Origin of the sequence: Floridaenema fluviatile BLCC-F154 (assembly GCF_041929135.1) — a bacterium.
Taxonomy (GTDB): domain Bacteria; phylum Cyanobacteriota; class Cyanobacteriia; order Cyanobacteriales; family Aerosakkonemataceae; genus Floridanema; species Floridanema fluviatile.
The window spans coordinates 15,878-39,411 of record NZ_JBHFNS010000013.1 but is presented as its reverse complement, the minus strand read 5'-3'; the positions used below and the strand labels follow the sequence as shown (position 1 = coordinate 39,411).

General features: G+C 40.0%; 18 protein-coding genes. 10 read left to right on the top strand and 8 right to left on the bottom strand.

Annotated elements, in window-relative coordinates; translation table 11 throughout:
- Positions 1-83 precede the first annotated feature (83 nt).
- The 7 genes from eno to ACE1B6_RS00740 all read right to left on the bottom strand — a co-directional run bounded on the left by eno (position 84) and on the right by ACE1B6_RS00740 (position 9,790).
- Positions 84-1,370, bottom strand: coding sequence for a phosphopyruvate hydratase (eno, locus tag ACE1B6_RS00770; protein WP_413255324.1), 1,287 nt, complete (start codon positions 1,368-1,370; stop codon positions 84-86).
- Positions 1,371-1,539: 169 nt separating this feature from the next.
- Positions 1,540-1,803 (bottom strand): hypothetical protein, encoded by a 264-nt coding sequence (locus ACE1B6_RS00765; protein ID WP_413255323.1) that lies wholly within the window; start codon positions 1,801-1,803, stop codon positions 1,540-1,542.
- Positions 1,800-2,495: an ion channel gene (locus ACE1B6_RS00760; RefSeq protein WP_413255322.1), complete on the bottom strand. Its 696-nt coding sequence runs from the start codon at positions 2,493-2,495 to the stop codon at positions 1,800-1,802. Before ACE1B6_RS00760 ends, ACE1B6_RS00765 begins: the two co-directional genes overlap by 4 nt.
- 108 nt (positions 2,496-2,603) lie before the next feature.
- A complete protein-coding gene (locus ACE1B6_RS00755) occupies positions 2,604-6,071 on the bottom strand; it encodes an efflux RND transporter permease subunit (RefSeq protein WP_413255321.1) in 3,468 nt (1,155 codons plus the stop codon).
- Between the two features lie 97 nt (positions 6,072-6,168).
- Positions 6,169-7,701, bottom strand: a complete 1,533-nt coding sequence (locus tag ACE1B6_RS00750) for an efflux RND transporter periplasmic adaptor subunit (RefSeq protein WP_413255320.1) — start codon at positions 7,699-7,701, stop codon at positions 6,169-6,171.
- 195 nt (positions 7,702-7,896) lie between these two features.
- On the bottom strand, positions 7,897-9,168 hold the full coding sequence (locus ACE1B6_RS00745; protein WP_413255319.1) for a methylglyoxal synthase: 1,272 nt from the start codon (positions 9,166-9,168) through the stop codon (positions 7,897-7,899).
- Positions 9,169-9,280: 112 nt separating this feature from the next.
- The gene (locus ACE1B6_RS00740; protein WP_413255318.1) at positions 9,281-9,790 is read right to left on the bottom strand and encodes a DUF1269 domain-containing protein; all 510 of its coding nucleotides are present in this window, start codon (positions 9,788-9,790) and stop codon (positions 9,281-9,283) included.
- A 165-nt stretch (positions 9,791-9,955) separates the two neighbouring features.
- On the opposite strand from ACE1B6_RS00740, the gene ACE1B6_RS00735 reads away from it, so the two are divergent.
- The 10 genes from ACE1B6_RS00735 to ACE1B6_RS00690 all read left to right on the top strand — a co-directional run bounded on the left by ACE1B6_RS00735 (position 9,956) and on the right by ACE1B6_RS00690 (position 22,953).
- The gene (locus ACE1B6_RS00735) at positions 9,956-11,743 is read left to right on the top strand and encodes an alpha/beta hydrolase (RefSeq protein ID WP_413255317.1); all 1,788 of its coding nucleotides are present in this window, start codon (positions 9,956-9,958) and stop codon (positions 11,741-11,743) included.
- Between the two features lie 44 nt (positions 11,744-11,787).
- Positions 11,788-12,045, top strand: coding sequence for a hypothetical protein (locus ACE1B6_RS00730; RefSeq protein WP_413255316.1), 258 nt, complete (start codon positions 11,788-11,790; stop codon positions 12,043-12,045).
- 49 nt (positions 12,046-12,094) lie between these two features.
- Positions 12,095-12,757 (top strand): hypothetical protein, encoded by a 663-nt coding sequence (locus ACE1B6_RS00725; RefSeq protein ID WP_413255315.1) that lies wholly within the window; start codon positions 12,095-12,097, stop codon positions 12,755-12,757.
- 101 nt (positions 12,758-12,858) lie between these two features.
- Positions 12,859-14,025, top strand: a complete 1,167-nt coding sequence (locus ACE1B6_RS00720) for an FIST signal transduction protein (RefSeq protein ID WP_413255314.1) — start codon at positions 12,859-12,861, stop codon at positions 14,023-14,025.
- Between the two features lie 204 nt (positions 14,026-14,229).
- A complete protein-coding gene (locus tag ACE1B6_RS00715; RefSeq protein ID WP_413255313.1) occupies positions 14,230-16,503 on the top strand; it encodes a PAS domain S-box protein in 2,274 nt (757 codons plus the stop codon).
- Positions 16,475-16,666: a CRISPR-associated protein Csx3 gene (locus ACE1B6_RS00710; protein WP_413255312.1), complete on the top strand. Its 192-nt coding sequence runs from the start codon at positions 16,475-16,477 to the stop codon at positions 16,664-16,666. Before ACE1B6_RS00715 ends, ACE1B6_RS00710 begins: the two co-directional genes overlap by 29 nt.
- A 48-nt stretch (positions 16,667-16,714) precedes the next feature.
- The gene (locus ACE1B6_RS00705) at positions 16,715-18,166 is read left to right on the top strand and encodes an AAA-like domain-containing protein (protein ID WP_413255311.1); all 1,452 of its coding nucleotides are present in this window, start codon (positions 16,715-16,717) and stop codon (positions 18,164-18,166) included.
- Between the two features lie 198 nt (positions 18,167-18,364).
- Positions 18,365-18,625: a DUF4278 domain-containing protein gene (locus ACE1B6_RS00700; RefSeq protein ID WP_413255310.1), complete on the top strand. Its 261-nt coding sequence runs from the start codon at positions 18,365-18,367 to the stop codon at positions 18,623-18,625.
- A 186-nt stretch (positions 18,626-18,811) separates the two neighbouring features.
- A complete protein-coding gene (locus tag ACE1B6_RS00695) occupies positions 18,812-20,458 on the top strand; it encodes an Ig-like domain-containing protein (protein WP_413255309.1) in 1,647 nt (548 codons plus the stop codon).
- A 353-nt stretch (positions 20,459-20,811) separates the two neighbouring features.
- Positions 20,812-22,953, top strand: coding sequence for a hypothetical protein (locus ACE1B6_RS00690; RefSeq protein ID WP_413255308.1), 2,142 nt, complete (start codon positions 20,812-20,814; stop codon positions 22,951-22,953).
- A 156-nt stretch (positions 22,954-23,109) separates the two neighbouring features.
- Here ACE1B6_RS00690 and ACE1B6_RS00685 read toward each other — a convergent pair whose 3' ends face one another.
- A complete protein-coding gene (locus ACE1B6_RS00685; RefSeq protein ID WP_413255307.1) occupies positions 23,110-23,418 on the bottom strand; it encodes a P-II family nitrogen regulator in 309 nt (102 codons plus the stop codon).
- Positions 23,419-23,534 lie beyond the last annotated feature (116 nt).

The following is a 23,534-nucleotide window of genomic DNA, read 5'->3' as shown; positions in this document are numbered from 1 at the left end:
CGGAAATAGTGGGAAGTTTGGCGGATAAAGAAAGGAAGAAAGAGGAGAAGATTGTGATAATTCTCTCCCCTTTTCTCTGTTACTTACCCTTTTTTAAATTTCGCCCAACCTGAATAAACCGCTTTACTTCCTAACTCTTCTTCAATGCGAAGTAGTTGGTTGTATTTAGCGAGTCTTTCACCGCGACAAGGCGCACCAGTTTTGATTTGTCCCGAACCAGTAGCAACTGCTAAATCTGCGATAAAATCATCAGGAGTTTCACCAGAACGGTGACTGGTCATGTTAGTATATCCGGCAGCAGTAGCTTCTTTAATGGCGTTTAAAGTTTCTGTAATCGAACCAATTTGGTTAACTTTAACTAATACAGAATTGCCTACGCCATCGGCGATCGCTTTTCGGATAATTGCCGGGTTGGTTACAAATGCGTCATCTCCTACCAATTGAATTCTACCGCCTAAGCGTTTGGTCAAAAGTTGCCAACCTGACCAATCTTTTTCCCCTAAACCGTCTTCAATGGAAATAATCGGATATTGGTTTACCCAACCTTCCCAAAGATCGATCATTTCTTCGGTAGTTTTCCGACTTTTATCCGATTTGTAAAACTCGTATTTGCCGTCTTCTTCGCGGTACAATTCGCTAGTAGCAGGATCTAATGCGATCGCCACATCTTCCCCAGCTTTTAATCCTACCTTATCAATCCCTTCTAAAATTACCTCAATTGCTTCCACATTGCTTTTCAAACTAGGGGCAAAACCGCCTTCATCGCCTACCCCAGTACCGTAACCTTTCTGCTTCAAAATTGACTTTAACGCATGATAAATTTCCGCGCCCATGCGTAAAGATTCGCTGAAAGTTGATGCTCCCACAGGACCGATCATAAACTCTTGAAAGTCTACGTTATTATCAGCATGAGCACCACCATTGAGAATATTAAACATGGGCACGGGCAGTATTACCGCATCATCGCCGCCTAAGTAGCGGTAAAGCGGTAAATTTGCCGAATTTGCTGCCGCCCTTGCCACTGCCATCGATACGCCTAAAATTGAGTTTGCGCCCAACTTAGATTTATACTCGGTGCCATCCATTTCCAGCATTTTGTTATCAACTGCTGTTTGATCGCTGGCATCTGCGCCTTTGAGGGCAGGGGCGATGATTTCATTGACATTTTTGACTGCCTGGAGTACGCCTTTGCCCAAATAGCGGGCTTCAGAGTCTCTGAGTTCCAAAGCTTCCCGACTTCCGGTAGAAGCGCCAGAGGGTACTGCTGCCCGTCCTTTGCTACCATCTTCTAGGACGACATCTACTTCAACGGTTGGGTTGCCGCGAGAGTCAAGAATTTCTCTGCCATGAATGGATGCGATCGCTACCATAAAATCAATGTCCTTTGTTTATCTCTAGTGGTACTATCCGCTAACGATTAAACCAGAATAATTGATTTATTTCTCGGTAGTTTCGGATTCTTTTAATCTATTTTTGGGTTGTGCGATCGATCTTGTATTCACAAATACTTTTACCCGCAAAAGTGAATTAAAAATTAAATTATTCTGACTCGCCCTTCTGCACACTTGCTTCCCTCCTCTCCCGATCTTCCTCATCTCGCTGTTTTTTCAGCTGTCTAATTACTTCTTGACAACCACCCACAACTAATCCCCCGACACCGCCTATTACACTATACTGACGGTGGATATCTTGATAGATTTGACTGCTAAATTTTGGCTTAAAAAGTTCACCAACAGCAAAGCCTATTGTTGCCCCAATAATAGCAGTTAATAAACTGGAAAAAACTATTAGTTTAAAGTTCATTTGTTTTTCTCCTGTGCTTGTTCGTTACTGTAAATTCCTACCAATCTAGAAATATAAATTGCCGGATACATTATGCCGACAACAGATTCTAAATTGGCGAAAATTCTCGCAAAATTAACTACTGGAGTAATGTCACCATAACCAACAGTTGTTAAGGTTGTATAACTGAAATAAAGTAGATCTGCTTGGCTATTAGAACTAACTATTCCTTTAAACGAATTAGAATTAAGAATATAAATTATTTCATAAATATTATACCAAAACAAACCTAATAATAAATAAATGCACACTCCGCCTTTAATGGTGTCGCCATTTACATTATGACTGGGAAATATTTCTCGAATAATTAGCCAGATTGATACAGCCAGAAAAAACAAGAAAATAAGGTTACTAATAATAAAGCTAAGTATATTTTCGCTTTTAATGATTAAATCTAATGAACCAACAACCTCAAAAATAAATGATAAAAATGCCAAAATTAAATACCAACGAAATATTTTTCTACTTTCTTCTAGTTCGGCAATTGTTAAAATAAGTGTTCCTAAAAAAATCAAGAAGAACAGTACAGTAAATACAAAGTTAACTATGGGATTAGCTTGAATAAAAGGAAACCCTAGAAAAAATAATATCTGCACAAACAGCAATCGATTATATTTATTTTTTGCCAAATTTTCTAATCTACTAGGCTGCATTGTTTCCTAATTCAAGAAATTTTCTAAGCATTCATCCTTTCCTTTAAAGAGTTTCATTAGTTAATGCTAGGTAGCAGGTTAATTTTGTCTTACCCACTACCCAATTACTTACAACTGATTATCACCAGGGAAGTTTTTAGTAGTTTGGGATTCCCCTGTTTCCGAACCTTCAGAAGAAGTAGAAGAAGGCATTTCCTCATTATTATCTGGTTGAGTAACATTAGGATCGCTTGGCGAAGTAGTTGCAGGTGGATAGTAGACAGTTGGTGAGTCGCCATTACCTAATACTACAGATCCTTTACCATCCGTTTCGGAACTAACAGTATTAACAGGTGTTTCTTCTGGGTGATTGGAAGCTTGAGAAACAATTTCTTCTGTCTCTTTAATCTCTTTTTCTGCTTCCTTTTTGCCTTTGGCTTGCTTCTTCTTCCCACCAAACACAAATTCTGCCACTTGCTTAATTACCACATACAAAATAGGTACTAAGAAGAAACTCATAATAGTGGCGACGAAAAACCCGCCAAAAACTGCCACTCCCAAAGACCAACGACTAGCAGCGGAAGCGCCAGAAGCGATAACTAAGGGCCAAAAACCGACTAAAGTTGAGCAAGCTGTCATTAAAATTGGGCGAAAACGTTCCTTCGCCGCATTTGCCGCTGCTTGGGGAATAGTCATCCCCAAACTTTCTCGTGATTGGTTGGCAAATTCTACGATCAAAATTGCGTTTTTCGATGCTAAACCAATCAACATTACTAATGCAATTTGGCAATAAAGATCGTTGACTAACTCTCTAGGGTCAAGGGAAATAAATAACATTGCCCCAAAAACTGCCATTGGTACTGTGAGCAAAATAATTACAGGGTCGATGTAATTTTCGTATTGTGCTGCTAATACTAAGAACACAATAATTAGACCCAAAAGCATAATTACAGCAGCTTGACCACCGGATTGAATTTCTTCACGAGTTAGTCCAGACCATTCATAAGATAAACCGGAAATTGCTGCCGATCGAAATACTTGATCCATCGCCTGAATTGCTTCTCCAGAAGACCTACCTGGCGCTGGGTTTCCTTGTATTTTAATACTAGGAAATAAGTTAAAGTTAGAAATTACTGATGGGCCAACAATTTCTCTAATTGTGGCGAACTCTTTGAGTTGGACTAGTTGATTATTGCGCGATCGCACATACACCTGTCCTAAATCTTCCGGCGTACTGCGAAACCGTTCATCAGCTTGCACCATCACCCGGTAATTCCGTTGTCCCATACTAAAATCATTCACATAACGACCGCCAATATAAGTACCTAAACTCGTCATTGCTTGGACAAAATCGATATTTAAATTTGCTAATCTATCCCGGTTGATATCAATTTCTAACTGCGGAGTATTAGCAGTAAACTGGGTGAAAACTCTACTTAAATTCGGGTTTTGATTTGCCTTAGCAATAATTTCATTCGCACTTTTTAGGAATTGGTCAAAAGTTAATTGTCCCCCGGATGTATTTTGCAACTGAAACTCAAAACCACCTGTAGCACTAAATCCTGGTACAGGAGGTAAGTTAAATGCCTGAATAATTGCTTGTTGATTTTGAGCAAACTTGCGATTCAATTTCCCCAAAATTGCTCTCACACTTTGCTCTTTTTTAGTTCTTTCTCCCCAATTTGTTAACTTGACGAAAAACGTGCCTCTACTTGGTCCGCTACCATCCAAACCAAAACCACTGACAATTAACGATCCTTCTACTTCCGGTACTTCTTTCAGTTCTTGATAAACTGTATTTGCCACTCTATTGGTATAGTTTAAAGCCACTCCTTCCGGTGATTGAATAATCCCTAAAAACAAACCTTGGTCTTCTTCAGGAATAAACCCGGTTGGTACTGCCATATAAAGCAAAACCGTACCTGCTAACAAGGCAATAAATACCCCAAAAACAATTAATTTTAGCTTAATTAAAACTTTAATAAGTTTGGCATAACCCGCAATGATTTTATCAAACACGCGGTTAAATTGCCGGAAAAACCAAGCTAAAGGCCCTCTACCTTCTCCTTGTCCTTCTCCTTTTTTCGATCGCAACAATATCGCTGCCATACTCGGAGAAAAACTCAAGGCATTAAAGGTAGAAACGATAATAGCAAAGATAATAACTAAAGCAAATTGCTGATACATAATCCCTGTTGCACCAGGGAAAAATGTCACGGGTAAAAATACCGCTATCAGCACTAATGAAGTAGAAACAACTGCTCCCCCTAATTCATTCATTGATTGTAAAGCAGCTTGACGGGAACTCATTCCCTGTTCCATTTTCCCGGCGACTGCTTCTACCACCACAATTCCATCATCTACCACTAACCCAGTTGCCAAAATCAAAGCAAACATAGTTAGGGTATTTAAAGAAAAACCAAAAGCTAAAGTAAATCCCATTGTCCCTAACAAAGACACCGGAATTGCGATCGCAGGAATAATTGTAGTTCGCCAGTCTTGTAAGAAAATGAAAATGATTAAAATTACTAACAAAACCGCTTCAATCAGAGTTTTAAATACTTCTTGTAAAGAAGTTTCAATAAACTCCGTAATATCATAAACTATAAAAGATTTTAATCCGGGAGGAAAAGATTTTTCCAAACCCGCCATTGTTTCTTTGATTTTCGCTGCTATATCTACAGCGTTACTTCCTGGTAATTGATAGATCGCAATACCTACACCCGGTTGACCATTTACTAAGGCTTGGAAATCGTAATTTTCTGCCCCTAATTCTGCTCGTCCAACATCTCTTAGTCTTAGTAAACTGCCATTAGGTTCCGATCGAATAATTAAGTTCTCAAATTCGGCTTCATTTTGGAATCTCCCCTGCACTCTCACTGGAAAACTGAATGCTTGATTTTCTGGTGCAGGTTGACTACCAATTCTACCTATCCCCACTTGCACATTTTGTGATTGCAAAGCGGAAATTACATCAGGCGGGGTTAATCCTCTAGCTGCCATTCTATTAGGATCGAGCCAAATTCTCATTGCATATTGGCGTTGACCTAAAATCATTAAATCACCGACACCTGGAACTCTTCGGAGAGTATCTGTTACATATAAATCTAGGTAATTACTAATAAAAGTATCGTCATATTTGTTGTTTTCGGCGTTGAAACCATAGACCAACAAAATACTAGTTGATGATGCTCTTACTGATACCCCATTTTGTCTAACTATATCTGGTAATTGGGGTTGGACAAGGGTTACTTGGTTTTGAACGTTGACTTGGTTAATGTTTCTATCTGTATCGACACCAAAGAATGCTTGAGTCGAACTTGCGCCAGAACTGGTACTTTGAGAAGTGATGAATTGTAAACCTTCAACACCGTTAATTTGCCTTTGAAGTGTGGTAGTTACGGTGTCTGCTACTGTTTGAGCATCAGCACCACTGTAGTTGCCACTCACTTGGATTTGAATTGGTGCAATATCAGGTAAGTTATTGATGGGTAATAATGGGATACAAATAGTACCAATTAGTACAATGAGGATTGTACAAACTGTAGTCAGTACTGGTCGTTTAATAAAGTTATCTGAAATGGAGAATACAGCCATATTTTTAACCAAATTTTGATTTTTAAATTTTGAGTTTTGAGTTGTCAAAGTTCTTCATTTAAAACTCAACACTCAAATCTCACAGTTTGCACATCGGTTAGGGTTCGGGAGTAATTGGTATCCCATTTCTTAACCTGAGAATATTGCTAACAGCTATTCTATCCCCAACTTTTAAGCCTTCTTTAACTTGAAAGTTACTTCCTTGAATTGGCCCTAATTGTACTGGTCTTTGATTCACTATCAGTTGTGGTTTTCCTTGCTGGTCTTTGCCTTCTTCTGCGACAAATACAAAAGGTTGGTTGCCAATTCTGGTGACAGATTCAGTGGGAATGGCAATTCCTGTGGTTTCGCTCCAGACAATTCTTGCTGTAACGTTTAATTGATCTCTGAGATAATCTCTAATGTTAGGAAATACAGCTTTAGTTAAGATTGTTTGGCTAGCTTGATCGATTTGCGGCGAAATAAAACTAATGCTTCCTGTGACGGCTGGCTTGTTAGTTTGGGGATTAATAATTTGTACTGGTAAACCTAATTTTAGTTGGGGGGTGCGTTGAACGGAAACGGGTATTTGCAGTTCAAAAGCATCGTTTTGAATAATGCTTGTAACTTGCTGTCCGGTATTGACGAAATCTCCGACTCTGACGGTAATAGTTCCGACTAAACCATTAATGGGGGCGACGACTTTGTTGTAGCCTAAGCTTGCGGTTGCGCCTTTGACACTTGCTTCGGCTTGGGAAACGCCTGCTTGGGCTTGAGCTACGGTAGCTTGGGCGGCTTTGATGTTGGCTTCGGCTTGGGATACGCCTGCTTGGGCGGATCTGATGTTGGCTTGGGCTTGAGTTACGGCTGATTGGGCAGCGGTGACACTGGCTTGGGCGCTGCTTAGGGATTTTTGGGCGGCGGTTAATTGTTGTTGGGCAACGTTGACGGCGGCTCTGGCATTATTTAGTTGGGCGGATCTTTGGTCTAATTCTTGTCTGGGTAATGCGCCTTGAGTGACTAGGGATTTGGCGCGATCGTAATTTACCTGCGCCAGCCGCAACTCTCCTTCTCTAGCTTGAATTTCGGCTCGCGCCGCTTCTATTTGTGCTTGTTGACGGGCTACATCTGCTTGCGCGGAAGTAACTCTGGCTTGGGCATTTGCTAAGTTGCTTTCTTGGGCTTTGACTTGGGCTTGGGCGTTGGCTAGGTTGCTTTGTTGTCCTGTGACTTGGGCTTGGGCGTTGGCTAAGTTGCTTTTTTGGGCTTGAACTTGGGCTTGGGCTCCTTGCACATCTGCTTGACTTCTTTCAGGATTCAATAGCATGATTTGTTGCCCAGTGTTCACGCTTTGTCCTTGGCTGACATTTATTTCTTGAATCCGACCGCTGGTTTGTGGTGCTAATGAGACTCTTTTGACTGCTTGTAATTGCCCTTGATATTGGTTAATGTCTTCAATTTTAGTTGACTCGATCGTGAGTAATTTTACAGGAACCGCTGTTGGTTGTGCTCCTGCTGAAGCTGTAGGCTGTTTATTTTGATTGCAGGCTGTACTTGTCAGGGAAATTAGTAAGGCAGTGCCTATTAGTTGGATCGGAAATGATATATTAGCTTTTTTCCTATTGGTAGCTACAATATGAAGTTTTGTCATGTTTATTTTTTGATTAATTTTCTCTAAGCCTAATCGACAGGAATGAATTATACAAGTTCTTTGAGCAATTTAGGCGATCTTAAAGAATTTATCAGGTTTCTAGTTACTTTAATGCCGCTGCACTATGAGATTGATGGATCTAAGTGAGTATAAAGATTAAACATAAGGATTTTATATGGTTATCAGGTTTGGGTGTTAAGTTTTGGGAGCTAAAACGGTTAATCCAGCAGGAATACACTCAACTTCAATGGGCGTTGTGCCAATTATTTCTCCATCTACTACTACTTTTTGCAGTGGATTTGTGGTAAATTTTAGCTTCTTGGCTCGTCCATGAATGACGTTTTTATGTTCAAATTCGGTTTTGGTAATTGCCGCACCAAACATTCTTAACATGGTGGAAACTGCTTCTAATTTGTTTTCGGCTGTGGCAATGGTGATATCTAGCAATCCATCATCAAATATTACTTGTCCGGCTCCTTGAGCTAATACAGAAGTTGGTGGTGCAGCATTAGCAATTGTAATTGCGGCTGCTTGAAAATTGTAAATTTTACCTTCTTCTGTTTCGATTTCTGTATCAAACAAAACTGATTCATCTAGTAATTGCCAACCTGCCATTAAGTATGCCATTGGTCCCCAACGATCTTTTAATTCTCGACTGGCTCTTTCTACTGTGGCGGCTTCGTAACCAATGCCTGCTAATAATATCATTGGTAAGCCATTACATTTTGCGGCATCTACTGTGCGAGTGTTGTTAGCTAAGATTATTTGACAGGCGTTTCTAATTGGTAATAGTCGAGGAATTCCTAAAGAAACGGCAAAGGCATTTGCTGTTCCTCTGGGTATAATTCCTAATGGAATGCCGCTACCAATTAAGGCTCCGGCGACAGCGGAAACTGTGCCATCTCCACCGGAAGCTATTATTATATCGGCTTGGTTGGCGATCGCTTTTTGCGCTAAACTAACAGGATCGATTTCTGGTTCGGTAAAGTGAATTTGTAAATGTAACTGTGGTTCTAATAATTCTCGAATTAATGCTAAGTCTTGTTCGGCGTTACCTTGTCCGGCAACTGGATTATAAATTAAATGGGCAATTAAGGTTTTGGCTAGGGAGGATGCGATCGCCTCTGCTGTTGCTAAATTTGTAGCTATGGCAACATTATGAACTTGACAAACTTGTAAAACTGTTTGCACATTCGGTTCGTAAGGTTGAACATAAAAAGATTCAACTAAAAAGATTACCGCAATCACATTACCTGCTACTACTTCGGCAGCAATTTGCACATCTCCGCCCATACTACCAGGAGCTAGTTTTTCTACATTTAACCCCGTTTCTCCGCTAATCCGTTCTCCGCTATTAGCAGTGGCAATTAATTTGTAACGCCCTAGCAAAGGTGTGTATTTTCTGGCAAAGTTAACTAGGTCGTCTTTCTTGGCATCGTGAGCAATTAAGGCAATTGTTGCGGGCATAATTGTTGTTATTTAAGGGTAAACAGATCCCCGACTTCTTGAAGAAGTCGGGGATCTAGCTATATATTATACAGAGCTTTTTTGTCAATCCGAAACTTGCTCTTAATTTAGGTTAAGAAGCAGTAGCGGGAGTAGTACTAGTACCACTCAAAGCGTCTTGCAATCTCTTTTCTGCATCATTAGATAAAGAAGTTCGCAATACTTTGGCGTTATATTTCACTAGTTCCGGTAATACTTTTTCTGGTGTAGCTTTTCTGACTAAAACAAACAGCGCCGAAGTACCAGGTTGCATTGACTCTGCTAATTGTTTCATAAATTGGTCATTCACTCCAATATCAGATAAAGCGCCACCAATTGCACCGGAAGCAGCACCTACGGCAGCACCCAAAATTGGCATTAAGAAAAGAGTCCCAATTAACAAACCCCAAAAGCTACCGCTAATCGCCCCTGTTGTAGTTAAGTCTACTGCTTGTTTCAACTTAACTTTGCCTTCTTTATTCTTAACTACGACTGCGGCATCTTCTAAATCAACTAAATGCTCAACTTGCATTTTAGCTAGGTCAAGACGAGCTTCTTCTGCTTTATATTCGTCATCAAAACCAAGTACAATTAATTCACTCATGATGCTGAAAACTCCTGGTTATTGGGGAAAATAGAGACTAAAAAGGTACTTTTTTTTTCCGGCTCAATTTCAGCAGCTAAGTTTCTTAAGTTTTTGTGAACTTAATAGCTATGTACTGCTCGTCTTGTGCAATAGTAATGTAAGCCATTGTATTTTTGTATCATTATGTTCCTCAGCGTAACATCCACCTTGAGAAATAGAAAGCCTTTGCCGATTAAGTCAGGGTTTTATTTATTATTTGCAAAAATAAAATTATTAAGTTTCTTTTATATTTGTGGTTTTCTAGCTTTAAGTGTTGTATACACAGCATTAAAACCTCAACCAGTTTTAGGGGCAGAAACAGTTTTTATAACTTATGGGCCTTTAGAATTTTCTTTGCCAGTAAGTTCTTTGGAGAAGTTTGCGAAAACTGGGGAGATCGATCGCGATTTAAGTTTTTATGCTAGATTTCTCAAAGAAGATGGTTTAGCTAATTTTCGGGAATTTTTGCAAAGACGTTTAGATGTTAGTCCGGTAGTTGTATCTCAATTAACTTATACACCAATAGGAGAAAGAGTACTTCAAGGATTAGGAAGAGTTATCCGTACAGAAAGAAGATTAGATGGTTTCTATGCACTGCGATCGGCTTTAATTTTAGCGGCTGCTGACCCAGAAGGAATGACAATGGTTAATATTATGCGAAAGTTTCCTACGCCAGGAATTCGCATGAATGCTAATCAATTAATGCAATTACAAAGTCAATTTACGACACTTTTTGATTATCAAAAAGCGGCGGTACTCGCAGTTTCCCAACAGGCAGAAACGGAAGCAAAATCAAATCCTAATTTTCCTCCTCGTGGTAATTTTGAACAGCGAGGAAAATATAATTTTTCTCAACGTACATTACAATTAACTCGCAATCGTCAACTTGTCGGGGGAAGGAATTCTTCTCATAGTTTTCGCGTTGAATTGTACATCCCTCAAGGATTAACTCAACCTGCGCCAGTGGTGGTAATTTCTCATGGTTTAGGTTCCGATCCAAAGGCGTTTGCTTATTTGGGTGAACATTTAGCTTCTCATGGTTTTGTAGCTGTTTTACCACAACATATTGGTAGTGATGCGGTAATGAGACAAGCTTTGCTTTTAGGAGTAGCTAGAAGCAGTGTCGATCGCATGGAATTTGTCGATCGCCCTTTAGATATTAAATATACTCTCGATGAATTAGAACGTTTATCGCGATCGGAATTTGCCGGAAAAATTAACGTGCAACAAGTTGGGGTAATTGGACATTCTTTTGGCGGTTATACTGCTTTAGCATTGGCGGGAGCAAAATTAAATCAAGCACGCATATTCTCCGAATGTAACCGCAGGCAAGTCAACCTTAATGCTTCTTTCTTTTTACAATGTTTGGCAGTAGATTTACCTCCTTTAACTGAGAATTTAAGCGATCCGAGAATTAAAGCTACGATCGCACTTAATCCTTTAACTAGTATAGTTTTTGGCCCCGAAGGTATGAGTGATATCCAAGTTCCTACTCTGATTTTAGGTGGGAGTGCAGATGTTATTACTTCCGTAGTAGAAGAGCAAATTCAACCTTTTATTTGGATGAAAAATCCCGATAAATATCTCTCAGTAGTGATTCCCAGCGGACACGCTGCCTCCGATCAATTTGATGGGAAAGATGAAGAACCACAACCCAATACTTTAGGATGGTTATTAGCTGGTCGAGATCCGCAGTTAGCGCGATATTATGTGAAAGGTTTTAGCTTAATCTTTATGCAAGCTTATCTCAATGGTCAATCAGAATTTAAAGATTTTCTTAATGCAGCTTTTGCTCGATCGGTAAGTCGGGAACCGCTTAAACTAGATCTAATTCGTTCTTTAACTCCCGAACAGTTAGAGGAAGCTTATGGTAGAAGACCACCAATACCAATTATTCCTGAACCTGTAAAAGTTAACGATCGCAGGCGATAAAATATCTATCCGTTAAATAACTTTCATTAAGTTAGGAGGAAAAAATGGAGATCGATCGCCCAAATGCTAAAGAACCAACTGCTGAAGAGTTACAAAAATTAGAAAAACTCAAAAATATCATTGAAACAGCAATAGCAGATGGCAAAATTACTTCTGATGAGTATCAGAAAATTAAAGCAGCAATTTATGCTCAAGGAAAAAGTTCTACCGATCAATTTTATCGGGAAATTGAATTGTACAGAAGTTTAGTGGAAGAAAAGCTAGCCAAAGGAGAATTAGAATACGAAGCACCAGGGATGTAATATATGTAAGGTGCTTTATTAACGCACCTTACATATAATTTAGTGAATTATGAATCTATCTGCATTCGATAAATTTGGGGAATTAGTTTGGGGGGCATTAGCTCTACAATCAGAGGCATTTCAGCAAATAATTACTCTACCTGATGGCGTATTTTTAGCTTTATTAATTGTATTTTTAGCTGGGTTATCGAGGGCGATCGGTCAAGGAATTGTGTTATTTCTGAATCGAGTGCAGCCTTTACGATACTTTTTAAGTTTATTATTAGGGGCAATTTTGTTTGCTTTCAGTTACATTTTTTGGGTACTGAGTACTTGGGTTGTTAGTAGTTTAATCGATCGCCAATATACCTCTTTGATTTCCTTAGCTAGTACTTTAGGATTATCATATAGTCCGTTAATTTTGGGAATCTTTGTAGCTTTGCCTTATCTGGGCGTACCAATTTCAATAATTCTTTCTATCTGGAGTTTTTTCGCTTATTTAATTGGTTTAAGAATTGCTCTGAATAGTGACACTTGGGAAGCTTTTTGGGCAGGTGTATTAGGTTGGATTGTGTTTGAAATATTACAACGTACTATTGGTCGTCCGATCGCTTATCTCGGTAAATGGTTAAAAACTTCTGTGGCAGGAGTTAGGTTAGTTACCGATCTCAAAGATGTAGAAGAAATTTTGCAAAAAAAGGCGCGACAAACTACGGGAAAGAGAAGCGATTAATAACTTAATCAATAATTTATTCTTTATTCCTAAATTATTTCCTGTTGTCACACTTCTGGATGCGGAATGTATGTTAAATCTCATTTCCCTGGAAGCTATCTATGTTCAAAGTTGTCATGGGTCACAGTAATGACCCAGATTCTCAATTGGCAATTGCAGAAGTTCTACAGCAATGTCAAAGTTCTCTGGAAAACACTGTTCCCAAAGCTGGAATTTTACTGGCAGCGATCGATTTTGACCATTCACCGATCTTGGAACAGATCTTCTTAGTTTTTCCAGATTTAGAACTGATTGGGGGAACCACCGATGGCGAAATTTCCTCAATTTTAGACTTTCAGCAAGATTCCTTGATTTTAATGCTATTTTGTGCTGATAGCTTGGAAATTCGGGCTGGGATTGGCTTAAATGTTTCGGCAGATCCCATGATTGCAGCCCAACAAGCAGTGGAACAAGCCAAAATTGGCTTAGCAAGTGCGCCGCGATTATGTATTACAATTCCAGAGAGTTTAACCGTTAGTGGTGTTTCTCTCTTGGAAGGACTCAAACAGACTTTAGGCACTGAAGTTCCGATTTTTGGGGGATTAGCTGCCGATCAATGGCGTTTTCAACAAACTCACCAGTTTTATCAAAATCAGGTTTTGAGTGATGCGATACCGATTTTATTATTGGCTGGGGAGTTTAATTATGCTCATGGTGCAGCTAGTGGTTGGTATCCCATCGGTCAAAAAGGACGAGTAACTAAAGTTGAGCAAAATGTGGTTTATGAAATTGACGATCGACCAGCTTTAAAATTTTATCAGCGATCGCTCGGTGGAATTCCGCCCTCTATGGAATATCCTTTAGCTGTATTTGAACCGGAAATAACGGCAGATGGAGAACACTTTTATATGCGGTCTCCTAGTGGAGTTTACGATCCAGAATCCGGCAGTATTACATTTTTTGGCGATGTTCCCTTAAATGCCATTGTCCAAGTAACCGAAACTTCTCCAGAGCAAATTTTAGAGGCTTCTCGGTTGTCGATGCAGCAAGCTTTAAACCAATATCCAGGTCAGGAACCCACTGCTGCTTTATTTTTTTCCTGTGCTGGTCGCCGACAGATTTTAGGAACGCGCACCCAGGAAGAATATCAACAAGTTAAAGCCTGTTCGCCCTATTCTTTAACTAGTTGTGGATTTTATACCAATGGTGAAATCGCGCCTTTAAAACTTGGTGGAGAAACCTGTTTTCATAATGAAACTTTTATCACTCTGTTATTAGGCGATCGGTAAATTGTGCCCCTGAAGCGAACTAGGTAATCGCCCTGTCTTTGCCTTTCTTGAGCAAAGACAGCACAATATTACAAATTCTTTAAGTGTTGTGACCCTAAAAGGGAAAAATCTTTAATCTTCTATTATCTTACCTAAAAGATTTATTTCCTGTTTCCGGTTCTCTTCCCCTGTTAATGTAATTGGTGTCCAACACTAAAACAAATTATGAATGAAACAGAAACCCTAGAAGCTTTACAGAAAACCAACCGAGTACTCAAAAAACAACTAGAAAGATCTATTTCTGACCGTCAGCGTTTAGAATTAGCGAACCGACAACGGGAATCGCTGCTTAAGGACAGTATTCGAGCGTTAGAAGAGTCAAAAGCTAAATTGGAGCAAGAAATTTGTGAGCGCCAATTAGCTGAAGCCAAGCTAGAGGAGATCCTGAAACAAGCTGAATATCAATCGGCATTGCTACGCAATGTAATTGATAGTAGCCCAGACTGGATTTTTGTTAAAGATTGTCAGTTTCGTTATATTCTAGCTAATGATAGTTTTGCCAATTCTCTTGGTAAATCCTTGGCAGAAATTTTAGGTAAAACTGATGCCGAGTTAGGCTTTTTGGAAGCAGAAGTTGCGAACTTCCAAAGCAATGAAATCCAGGTGTTACGGGGGGAAAATATTTATATTGCTTGTGAATCTGTCACTCCAGTTCACGGTTCTTTAACTTGGATAGAAACTCAGAAAATTCCCTTGCGCGAACACCAGGGAGATATATTTGGAATTTTGGGAATTTGCCGCAATATTACCCAACGGAAACAGGCAGAAGCGGCTCTCAAGCAGAGTGAAGACCGATTTGATGTTTTTATGAGGCATTGTCCTGCGGCTTGGATTACTGATAGTCAGGGATTAATTCTCTACACTAATGAAACCTATCCAAAAACCTTTCAACTGCCAATTCAGAATTTAGTAGGTAAAACAGTTTTCGATATTTTTCCTGAAGAAATTGCTCGCCAATTTGTCGCTAATGTTTGCCAAGTTGTGCAAAGCAATCAAGTTTTAGAAACTATTGAGCAAGCAATAGCTTCAGATGGTTCATTACATTATTTTTTAGTTTATAAATTTGCAATTCCTGGTAATTTTGAATCCCCATTAGTGGGAGGAATTGCCCTCGATATTACCGATCGCAAACACGCCGAGGAAGCTTTAAGAATGAGCATGGAGCAGTTCCAATTTTTAGCCAATTCTATACCGCAAATTATTTGGACAGCGGACTCTGATGGTAGCGTCGATTACTACAATCAACAAATGTACGATTACAGTGGGATGACTTTTGAACAACTTCAAGGTTGGGGATGGAAAAAGATTATTCATCCAGATGACTTACAAACCTTTGTTGCTCATTGGAAAGAGGCGATCGCCACAGGAGAAATGTTGCAAATAGAATGTCGTCTTCTGTGTGCTAATGGCACATTTCGCTGGCATTTAGCCAGGGGTTTATCGATGCGAGATGAACAGGGAAATGTGGTGCAATTGATTGTTACAGTAACGGATATTGACGATCATAAAAAAGCGGAAACAGAACTGCGAGAAAGTCGCGCACTTGCTCAACAACAAGCCAAACAGTTAGAAGCAGCGATGCAGGAATTAACTTGCACTCAAGCGCAAATTGTACACAGTGAAAAAATGTCAAGTTTAGGACAGCTTGTAGCTGGAGTAGCGCATGAAATTAATAATCCAGTTACTTTTATTTCGGGGAATTTGTTTCATGCTCGCGAATATACTCAAGATTTACTGAAGCTGATCGATTTATACCAAAAACATTATCCTCATCCAGTTACAGAAATTAAAGAAGTGGCTGAGGAAATAGATTTAGAGTATTTGCTTGATGATTTACCTCAATTATTAAATTCGATGCAGGTGGGAGCAGAAAGAATAGAAAATATTGTGCGATCGTTGCGTAATTTCTCCCGCATGGATGAATCTGAAATTAAAGCAGTTGATATCCATGAAGGGATAGATAGCACCTTGATGATCCTGCAAAATCGCCTCAAAGATAACCCGGATCGTCCAGCTATTGAACTTACTAAAAATTATCATTCTTTACCCTTGGTTGAATGTTATGCCGGACAGCTTAATCAAGTTTTTATGAATATCCTAACCAATGCAATTGATGCCTTGGAGGAACGCGATAAAAAACGCACTTTTCAGGAGATTAAAGCGGCTCCCAGTCAAATTATTATTACCACAGAAGCCTTATCTTCTCAACAGGTCAGAATTCGGATCGCTGATAATGGCCCAGGTATTTCGGAAACAGTTTTACAGCGTTTATTCGATCCTTTCTTTACCACAAAACCTATAGGTAAAGGCACAGGATTAGGAATGTCAATTAGCTATCAAATTATCAAAGAAAAACATCAGGGAATTTTGTATTGTAACTCTCAACTGGGGAAAGGTGCAGAATTTGTAATTGAGATTCCTCTTCACCAGAAATGTTGAGCGATCGTATCATACTAAAAAATTGCAGTTGCCAGATGGAATTGATTTTAGTCAAGGAATTATTATTGAAGGGAAATTACCTATTTGGTTATATGGGTATTTAGTGTATCCATTGGCATCACTCCTCAGTCCCCTGTTGCCAATCTCCATTTCCCAAATATGACCAAAATCGGTTAAGCTTCTATTAGCTTGACTCAATTACTGGATGCAAATGCGAGAAGTTAATCTTCAAGATCCCATCCCATTTGATGTTGCTCTCAAGGTTGCAGATGCAGCTGTTTTTACCCAAGCGGCTAGACATTTGCGAAATATCGAAGTTGCTGTGTTGCGCGGTGCATGGCAAGGTCAGAAGTATGATGATATTGCTCAAGATTGTGGTTATGCTCCAGAATATATTAAGCATGATGTAGGGCCGAAATTATGGCAATTGCTTTCTTCTAGTTTGGGTGAAAAGGTTAGTAAAACTAATTTGATGGCTGTTTTGACCCAAAATGCCGATCGCTTAGAAAAAAATATTGAGGAAACTGACGAGTGGAAAAAGGCGGAATTAGAAAAGCAACAAAGTAAGGAAGCAGAAATTAATCATGGGATTCAAAAAAGTCAAATTCCCCAAATTTTGGCTTTAGATTTAGATCCGCCAATAGGACTTTTACCCTTAGATTCGACTTTTTATTTAGAACGTCCGCCTGTGGAGTCTCGCTGTTATGAAGAAGTTATGCGATCGGGTGCATTAATTCGGATTAAAGCGCCTAGTCAAATGGGAAAAACTTCTCTGATGGTGCGAATTTTAGCTCATGCAAAACAACAAGCAGCTGATGTTCCAGTTAATATCGTAGCTTTGAGTTTGCAACGTGCAGATAAGGCAATTTTTACAGATCTCGATCGCTTCTTACGTTGGTTTTGTACCGTAATTGCTCGCAAATTGCAAGTCTTAGATCATGTAGATGAATATTGGAGCGATACTTTTGGTAGTAAAGGTAATTGTACCGCCTATTTTGAAGATTGCATTCTCCCAGAAATTAATGGAATTTTGGTTTTAGCACTCGATCAAGTTGATGAGGTATTTCTGCACCCGGAAATTGCCGATGATTTCTTCACTTTGTTACGTTCTTGGTATGAAGAAGCTGCTTATGGCGAAAGTGGTAATCCTTTGTGGCAAAATTTGCGTTTAATTGTCGTTCATTCTACAGAAGTGTACATTCCTTTAGATGTGAATAAGTCGCCGTTTAATGTGGGATTAGCGATCGAACTGAAAGAATTTAGCGAAAATCAAGTAATTGATTTAGTTCAACGTTATGGTTTAAATTTATCCTCAGCAGAATTGTCCGAATTAATGCAACTTGTCAGCGGACATCCCTTTTTAGTTCAGCAAGCTTTATATCGTTTAGCTAGACAAGAACTTACTTTAAGCGAACTTTTACAAACTGCTCCTACCGACGCTGGTATTTATTGTAATCATTTGCATCGACATTTACGCAGCTTTCAAGATTATCCTCAATTAGCGACAGCTTACGATCGCGTAGTCAAAACATCATCTCCCGTAGATTTAGATCAGTTATTAGCTTTTCAACTACATAGCATGGGTTTAGTTAAGTTGCAAGGAAATCAAGTCATCCCCAGTTGTGAACTCTATCGACGCTACTTCAGTAGTCGCGTTGAGTAGACATTTCCCAAAAAAATCCTCGTTGTTTGTAGAGACGTTGTATACAACGTCTCTACAATAGCTTAAAGTACAGGATTTGAGAAAAGTTAAGTTCAGTTGCACAAGGTAAGTCCATAACTTTTCTGTATCGACTGTAAAGGGAGCAAATTCTATAAATAGAGTAGCAAACAACAAGGCTGCTTCTAGGAGAAATCAATCATGCAACTCAACTATCGTGGTCTTCGCTACACAGTAAATGCTCCTTCTTTACCTGCGATCGAAAATGTAATCCCCGGAAATTATCGCGGTAGTTCCTATCAAATTAAACAATACAGTTGCTCAGTAAAATTCCCAATTCACGAATTAAAATATCGGGGTGCTACTTATTTATTAAATGATTATATCACCATGCCAATGGAGCGAGAAAAACAACACAGCGAAAATCTTGCCTCTGTGCAAAAAGTTTGTACTGTGCATTAAGTTATTCAGCTACTAGCAACTTCCTTGTTTTTCCCATCTTTCCTATTTGCCATAATTCTGTTAGTAGCTGAATCTTCCTTTTTTCATTAATTAATTTTCCCGATCGCACCTATCTGCCATTTCACCCCCGCTTCTCGCTCTTCAGAAGTAGGGGTATTTTATGAAGTAAAAAAGGAGATTAAAAACATGACTACAACAATTATTGATACCGATCAAACTCTCAATCATAACTTGGGAAATTTACCTGATTTGGTAATTTTAGAAGATGAAACACTTGAGATTGCCGAGAATGTAACTTACACCATTTCTAGATTTGCTGAGATTGACAATCAAGGTAATTTAAGGAATTTTGGAACTATTGATAGTAATGGTGACATTGAGAATGGAGGAGACATAGACAATTTTGGCATCTTTAACAATTTTGGTTCTATCGACAATACCGGATTTTTCGATAACATAGGCATCATTAATAATTACGATTTCCTAATCACTTCTCGTGATTTGTCAAATGACGGTCTGATTAATAATCAAGACTCGCTGAGAAATACAGAATTTTTGGGAAATTTTTCAGACGGGACTATTGAAAATTCCGGCACTTTGGAAAATTTCTATATACTTGAGAATGAAGGCACAATTAACAACACAGGTAGTTTTATTAACATAGGTACTTTCAGCAATTTTGGCACATTCAATAATTCAGGTACTTTTAATAACACAGGAACTATTCGGGGAACAGGTGATGTTATTGGCAATTTATCATTAACAGAGGGTATTCTTTCCCCTGGCGGTCTTGGACGCAATGCTGATACCAATGGTACTTTTTCAATTGAGGGAGATTTGAATTTTACGGGAGGGAGATTGGCGATTTCCCTTTCCGGTGTGGATGGGGGAGATTTTGATATTTTGAATGTTACAGATGACGCGACATTAAGGGGAATCGATCTGCAATTTTCTATTAATGAAAATGGATTGAGAGACGATCTAGAAGAGGGAGAAACGGCAACGATCGCATTTTTCCAATCTGGTAATCTAAACAATTCCCTTAATTTAAATAACTTTACTCCCACCGATACCTCTGATTTTGATTACACCCTTCAACAATCTGGTAATAATTTATCTTTAACGATTGAACGTTTAGTAATCAACGATCCTCCCATTGCTGAAGATGATTTTGCAACTACTAGATTGAATACTCCTGTTACAATCCCAGTTTTAGCCAATGATTCCGATCCCAATGGGGATACACTGACAATTATTAATGTTGAAGATTCGCCTCATGGGACGATCGCCATTGAAAATGATACCTTAATTTTTACCCCAAATTCGGGTTTTAGTGGCACAGCAAACTTCAATTACACTATTGATGATGGCAGCGGCGAAACAGCTACCGCCAGCGTCACCGTAGAAGTAGGAACTGTGCAAAATGGTGGCAATGGCAAACAAACATTAGAAGGAAACAATGGCGACGATTTATTAGATGGTGGAAACGCCAAAGATCGCCTTTTGGGAAATGGCGGAAATGATACTTTATTAGGTGGAAATGGTGCAGATCAAATTTTTGGTGGTAGCGGAGACGATCTGATTTCTGGTGGTAGAGGTGACGATACTTTAAATGGCGGCGATGGTAACGATACTTTTGTGTTAATTCGGGGAAATGGTAGCGATACAATTCAAGATTTTGCTGTAGAAAGCGATCGCCTTAACCTAACAAACGGCTTAACATCATCGCGGATAAATGTAGTTTTAGAAGGAAACAATGCCTTAGTAAAAACAGGCGATGATATCTTAGCCACATTAATTGGCGTTACCACTACAGAAATTACAATAGTTTAACCCAACACTTCTGAGATCTTGCATCAGTCCCAAAATCCGCCTGCGAATTGATTCGCAGGCGGATTTTCTTCAGTCGTAATCGCAAAGCGATCGCATTTTCACGCAAAAATAAAATGTTAATCAAACCCAGTCCCCAATCCCCAATCCCCAGTCCCCAAAAAAACTCCTTAACTTTCCTGTATCGATCCTTAACAACATCCTTGGCTATAAAAAGAACAGAAAGAGATTTGAGATAACTGAATCCGATCTCTAACCCATTAAATTTTCACGATTTGAAAACTTTGCACACAGCTACACCCTAACTACTGGGTGAAATTTCATCGGGATAAATCTACTTAATCAGGAGCAATCCAATGCAAACATTTACCGTTAATACTATCAGCGATGTTGTTAATCCCAATGATGGAGTTTTAAGTTTAAGAGAAGCCATCATTGCCGCAGGTACAATACCGGGAAGAGACAGAATTGAACTGCAACAATCTGTCTTTATTACCAGTTCTCTGCCAATTCTTGAACGAGGAAACGACATTGATTTTATCGGACAAAATCGTAACACCGCCATCAACGGACTTAATCGGCAAATTTTCACCATTAACGGAGCAGATGTTACCTTCCGTCAGATGACTTTTCTCAATGGCTTGGCAGAAGGTGGCGACGGTGTTAATGGCGGCGGCGGTGGCGCTGGCTTAGGGGGCGCACTATTTATTAACCAAGGTCGCGTTACTGTTGATGATGTGATTTTTAGCCAAAACCGAGCTATTGGCGGTGACGGTACCATTGGTCGTACTGGTGGACGGGGTGGCAATGACTCTGGAACCGGAAATAATGGCTTAATTGGTGGTAGCGGCGGGTTATTGAACGCCAACAATACTCTTTTGAATCCCCTTATGTTTGGCGGCGCTGGTAGCGGAGGCAGTGGAGGAAGGGGAGGCAGCACTATAGGTTCACGCAATGGTAGTGATGCTTTCGGGGGCAATATTGGCGGATTTGGTTCTGGTGGCGGCAGCGGTGGCGCTGGCGGCGGCGGCGGTGGTGGTAGCGGTGCTCTTTTCCCCGCTGGAAATGGCGGTAATGGTGGCGCTGGTGGCGCTGGCGGATTTGGCGGCGGCGGTGGCGCTGGCGGCGGCGGCGGCGGCGGCGGTGCCAATGTGCTGTTAGGACGCACGGGTAGAGGCGGTTCAGGTGGTGCTGGCAGTGCTGGCGGTACGACCTTTGGAAATGTCGGTGGTGGAGATGGAGGCCCCGGTCAAGCAGGTGGGAATGGTAGTTCAACCTTTATCGGTGATAGTCCCGGTCGCGGAGGTATAGCAGGACAAGGCGGCGGCGGTGGAGGTTTGGGCGGTGCCATTTTTGTCCGCCAAGATGCCACTCTTCATGTCAACGCTAGCTCTTTCTCAAGTAATAGTGCGACTGGCGGACAAGGTTTTGAAAGAGGAACTGGTGCAGGAAGTGGTGTTTTTATTCAAAATGGTGCCAACGTTACTTTCGGTCGGGGTACAACATTTGAGAACACAAACTCCTCTTTTCGCTTTAATAGAGACGAGTTAAACGACCCAATTTTTGGTTCTTTTACAACTGTAATTACTGGACAATGGGAAGACGATATCCGCACAGGTGACGCTGGACAAAATACCTTTTTGTTCGAGCGCAATGACAGAACGGATACTGTGACTAATTTTACTGGAATTGGTCAGGGTATAAATCCCCCGGAATCTGTGGTTAATGAAGTTGATACGCTTCAGTTTATCGGGGAAGGATTCACGGCAGAAAATCTGTTGTTGACTCCAGAAGGAAACAATTTGCGTGTGAGTTTTGCCGGAATTGACGATACACAGGTGATTTTGGAAAATGTCCAGTTGGAAGATCTCGATAATCTGTCAACTCCGGGCGGTAATTACGGTCAACTTGGTAATATTTTGTTTGATGGCGATACCCAAATTCAAGATAGTTTTGATGTGGTAAATGCTGATTCTGTGCCAACTCAATTGGGAACTGCAAATCAGGTGTATTTCCTGAATGATTTGGATAATAATGTGTCAGGTATTGCCGATTCTAATGATGTGGTTAACGCTCAAGGTGGTAATGATACTATTACTGGTTTGAGTGGTGATGATATCTTGCGTGGTGGTGATGGTGATGATGTTTTGGATGGGGGAGTTGGTGCTGATGTTTTAATTGGCAATGCTGGAAACGATCGCCTTTATTTGGGCGATGATTCTGATGTTGATACGGTGATTTATGGCAATGGTGATGGTAGTGATATTGTGCATCAATTTAAATTAGGTGCTGGAGGAGATTTACTTCAGTTTGCTGGAGTTGATGCGATCGATGTCGTAGTTAATGGTAGCAATACTTTGTTCCGTCGCAGCAGTGGAACTCCTGAATTTGGCACTGGGGAAACTTTGTTAGAATTGCGCGATGTTACGGGATTGAGTGCTGATAATATTGGCTTAAATATCTCTCCTGTTAATACTGCTCAATTCTCTTTTGCCTAAACCTTGGGCTAGAGACAGTTTTTAGCATTTAAGTAAATACTAAAGTTTAGACTATCACACCGTAGATGCGATAGTCTAAACTTTAGTATTTACAATGTGGTTGGTAAGGGGTGCGGTGCGAAATACGGGTTAGCGATCGAAAATCCACAAACTAGGTTAATTAATCAAACTTTCTACATTCTGTCGGAAGGCTATTAAAGCGTGTTTACCCTGATAGTCTTTTATAGACCAAAAGATAGAATCAGATACTTCTAGTGACACAATAGTTTTGATTTCAATATTTGTGTTGTAGCCTGCTATATCTCCTAAGCGTCTGCCGTGGCTACCCTCACCCTGCACTTGATTAATTGTGTAGCCGCTGACGTTATTGCTTTTAAACAAACTGACAATAGCATCTTTTAGCACTGTTTCAGCAATAATGGTGAGCAGGACTGCGGGTTGAACTGGGCTGGTTTCAGGGGGCATGGAGGACTCCATAGAGTAAGTTTGGGGTTGTCGAGGTAGTTGAGAGGGCTTTGTTGCCAAAATCCTATTGTCAACGCTTCCTTGAGTTAATCATACTGTCGCGCCACCAGGTTTTG

What these genes read in the sequence shown, in the direction of transcription:
- ACE1B6_RS00700 (WP_413255310.1), top strand. Translation starts at nt 18,365, where the DNA reads ATGCAACTCAACTATCGTGGTCTTCGCTACACAGTAAATGCTCCTTCT.
- ACE1B6_RS00715 (WP_413255313.1), top strand. Translation starts at nt 14,230, where the DNA reads ATGAATGAAACAGAAACCCTAGAAGCTTTACAGAAAACCAACCGAGTA.
- ACE1B6_RS00755 (WP_413255321.1), bottom strand. Translation starts at nt 6,071, where the DNA reads ATGGCTGTATTCTCCATTTCAGATAACTTTATTAAACGACCAGTACTG.
- ACE1B6_RS00760 (WP_413255322.1), bottom strand. Translation starts at nt 2,495, where the DNA reads ATGCAGCCTAGTAGATTAGAAAATTTGGCAAAAAATAAATATAATCGA.
- ACE1B6_RS00690 (WP_413255308.1), top strand. Translation starts at nt 20,812, where the DNA reads ATGCAAACATTTACCGTTAATACTATCAGCGATGTTGTTAATCCCAAT.
- ACE1B6_RS00765 (WP_413255323.1), bottom strand. Translation starts at nt 1,803, where the DNA reads ATGAACTTTAAACTAATAGTTTTTTCCAGTTTATTAACTGCTATTATT.
- ACE1B6_RS00740 (WP_413255318.1), bottom strand. Translation starts at nt 9,790, where the DNA reads ATGAGTGAATTAATTGTACTTGGTTTTGATGACGAATATAAAGCAGAA.
- ACE1B6_RS00685 (WP_413255307.1), bottom strand. Translation starts at nt 23,418, where the DNA reads ATGCCCCCTGAAACCAGCCCAGTTCAACCCGCAGTCCTGCTCACCATT.
- ACE1B6_RS00750 (WP_413255320.1), bottom strand. Translation starts at nt 7,701, where the DNA reads ATGACAAAACTTCATATTGTAGCTACCAATAGGAAAAAAGCTAATATA.
- ACE1B6_RS00725 (WP_413255315.1), top strand. Translation starts at nt 12,095, where the DNA reads ATGAATCTATCTGCATTCGATAAATTTGGGGAATTAGTTTGGGGGGCA.
- ACE1B6_RS00745 (WP_413255319.1), bottom strand. Translation starts at nt 9,168, where the DNA reads ATGCCCGCAACAATTGCCTTAATTGCTCACGATGCCAAGAAAGACGAC.
- ACE1B6_RS00720 (WP_413255314.1), top strand. Translation starts at nt 12,859, where the DNA reads ATGTTCAAAGTTGTCATGGGTCACAGTAATGACCCAGATTCTCAATTG.
- ACE1B6_RS00735 (WP_413255317.1), top strand. Translation starts at nt 9,956, where the DNA reads ATGTTCCTCAGCGTAACATCCACCTTGAGAAATAGAAAGCCTTTGCCG.
- ACE1B6_RS00695 (WP_413255309.1), top strand. Translation starts at nt 18,812, where the DNA reads ATGACTACAACAATTATTGATACCGATCAAACTCTCAATCATAACTTG.
- ACE1B6_RS00705 (WP_413255311.1), top strand. Translation starts at nt 16,715, where the DNA reads ATGCGAGAAGTTAATCTTCAAGATCCCATCCCATTTGATGTTGCTCTC.
- ACE1B6_RS00730 (WP_413255316.1), top strand. Translation starts at nt 11,788, where the DNA reads ATGGAGATCGATCGCCCAAATGCTAAAGAACCAACTGCTGAAGAGTTA.
- eno (WP_413255324.1), bottom strand. Translation starts at nt 1,370, where the DNA reads ATGGTAGCGATCGCATCCATTCATGGCAGAGAAATTCTTGACTCTCGC.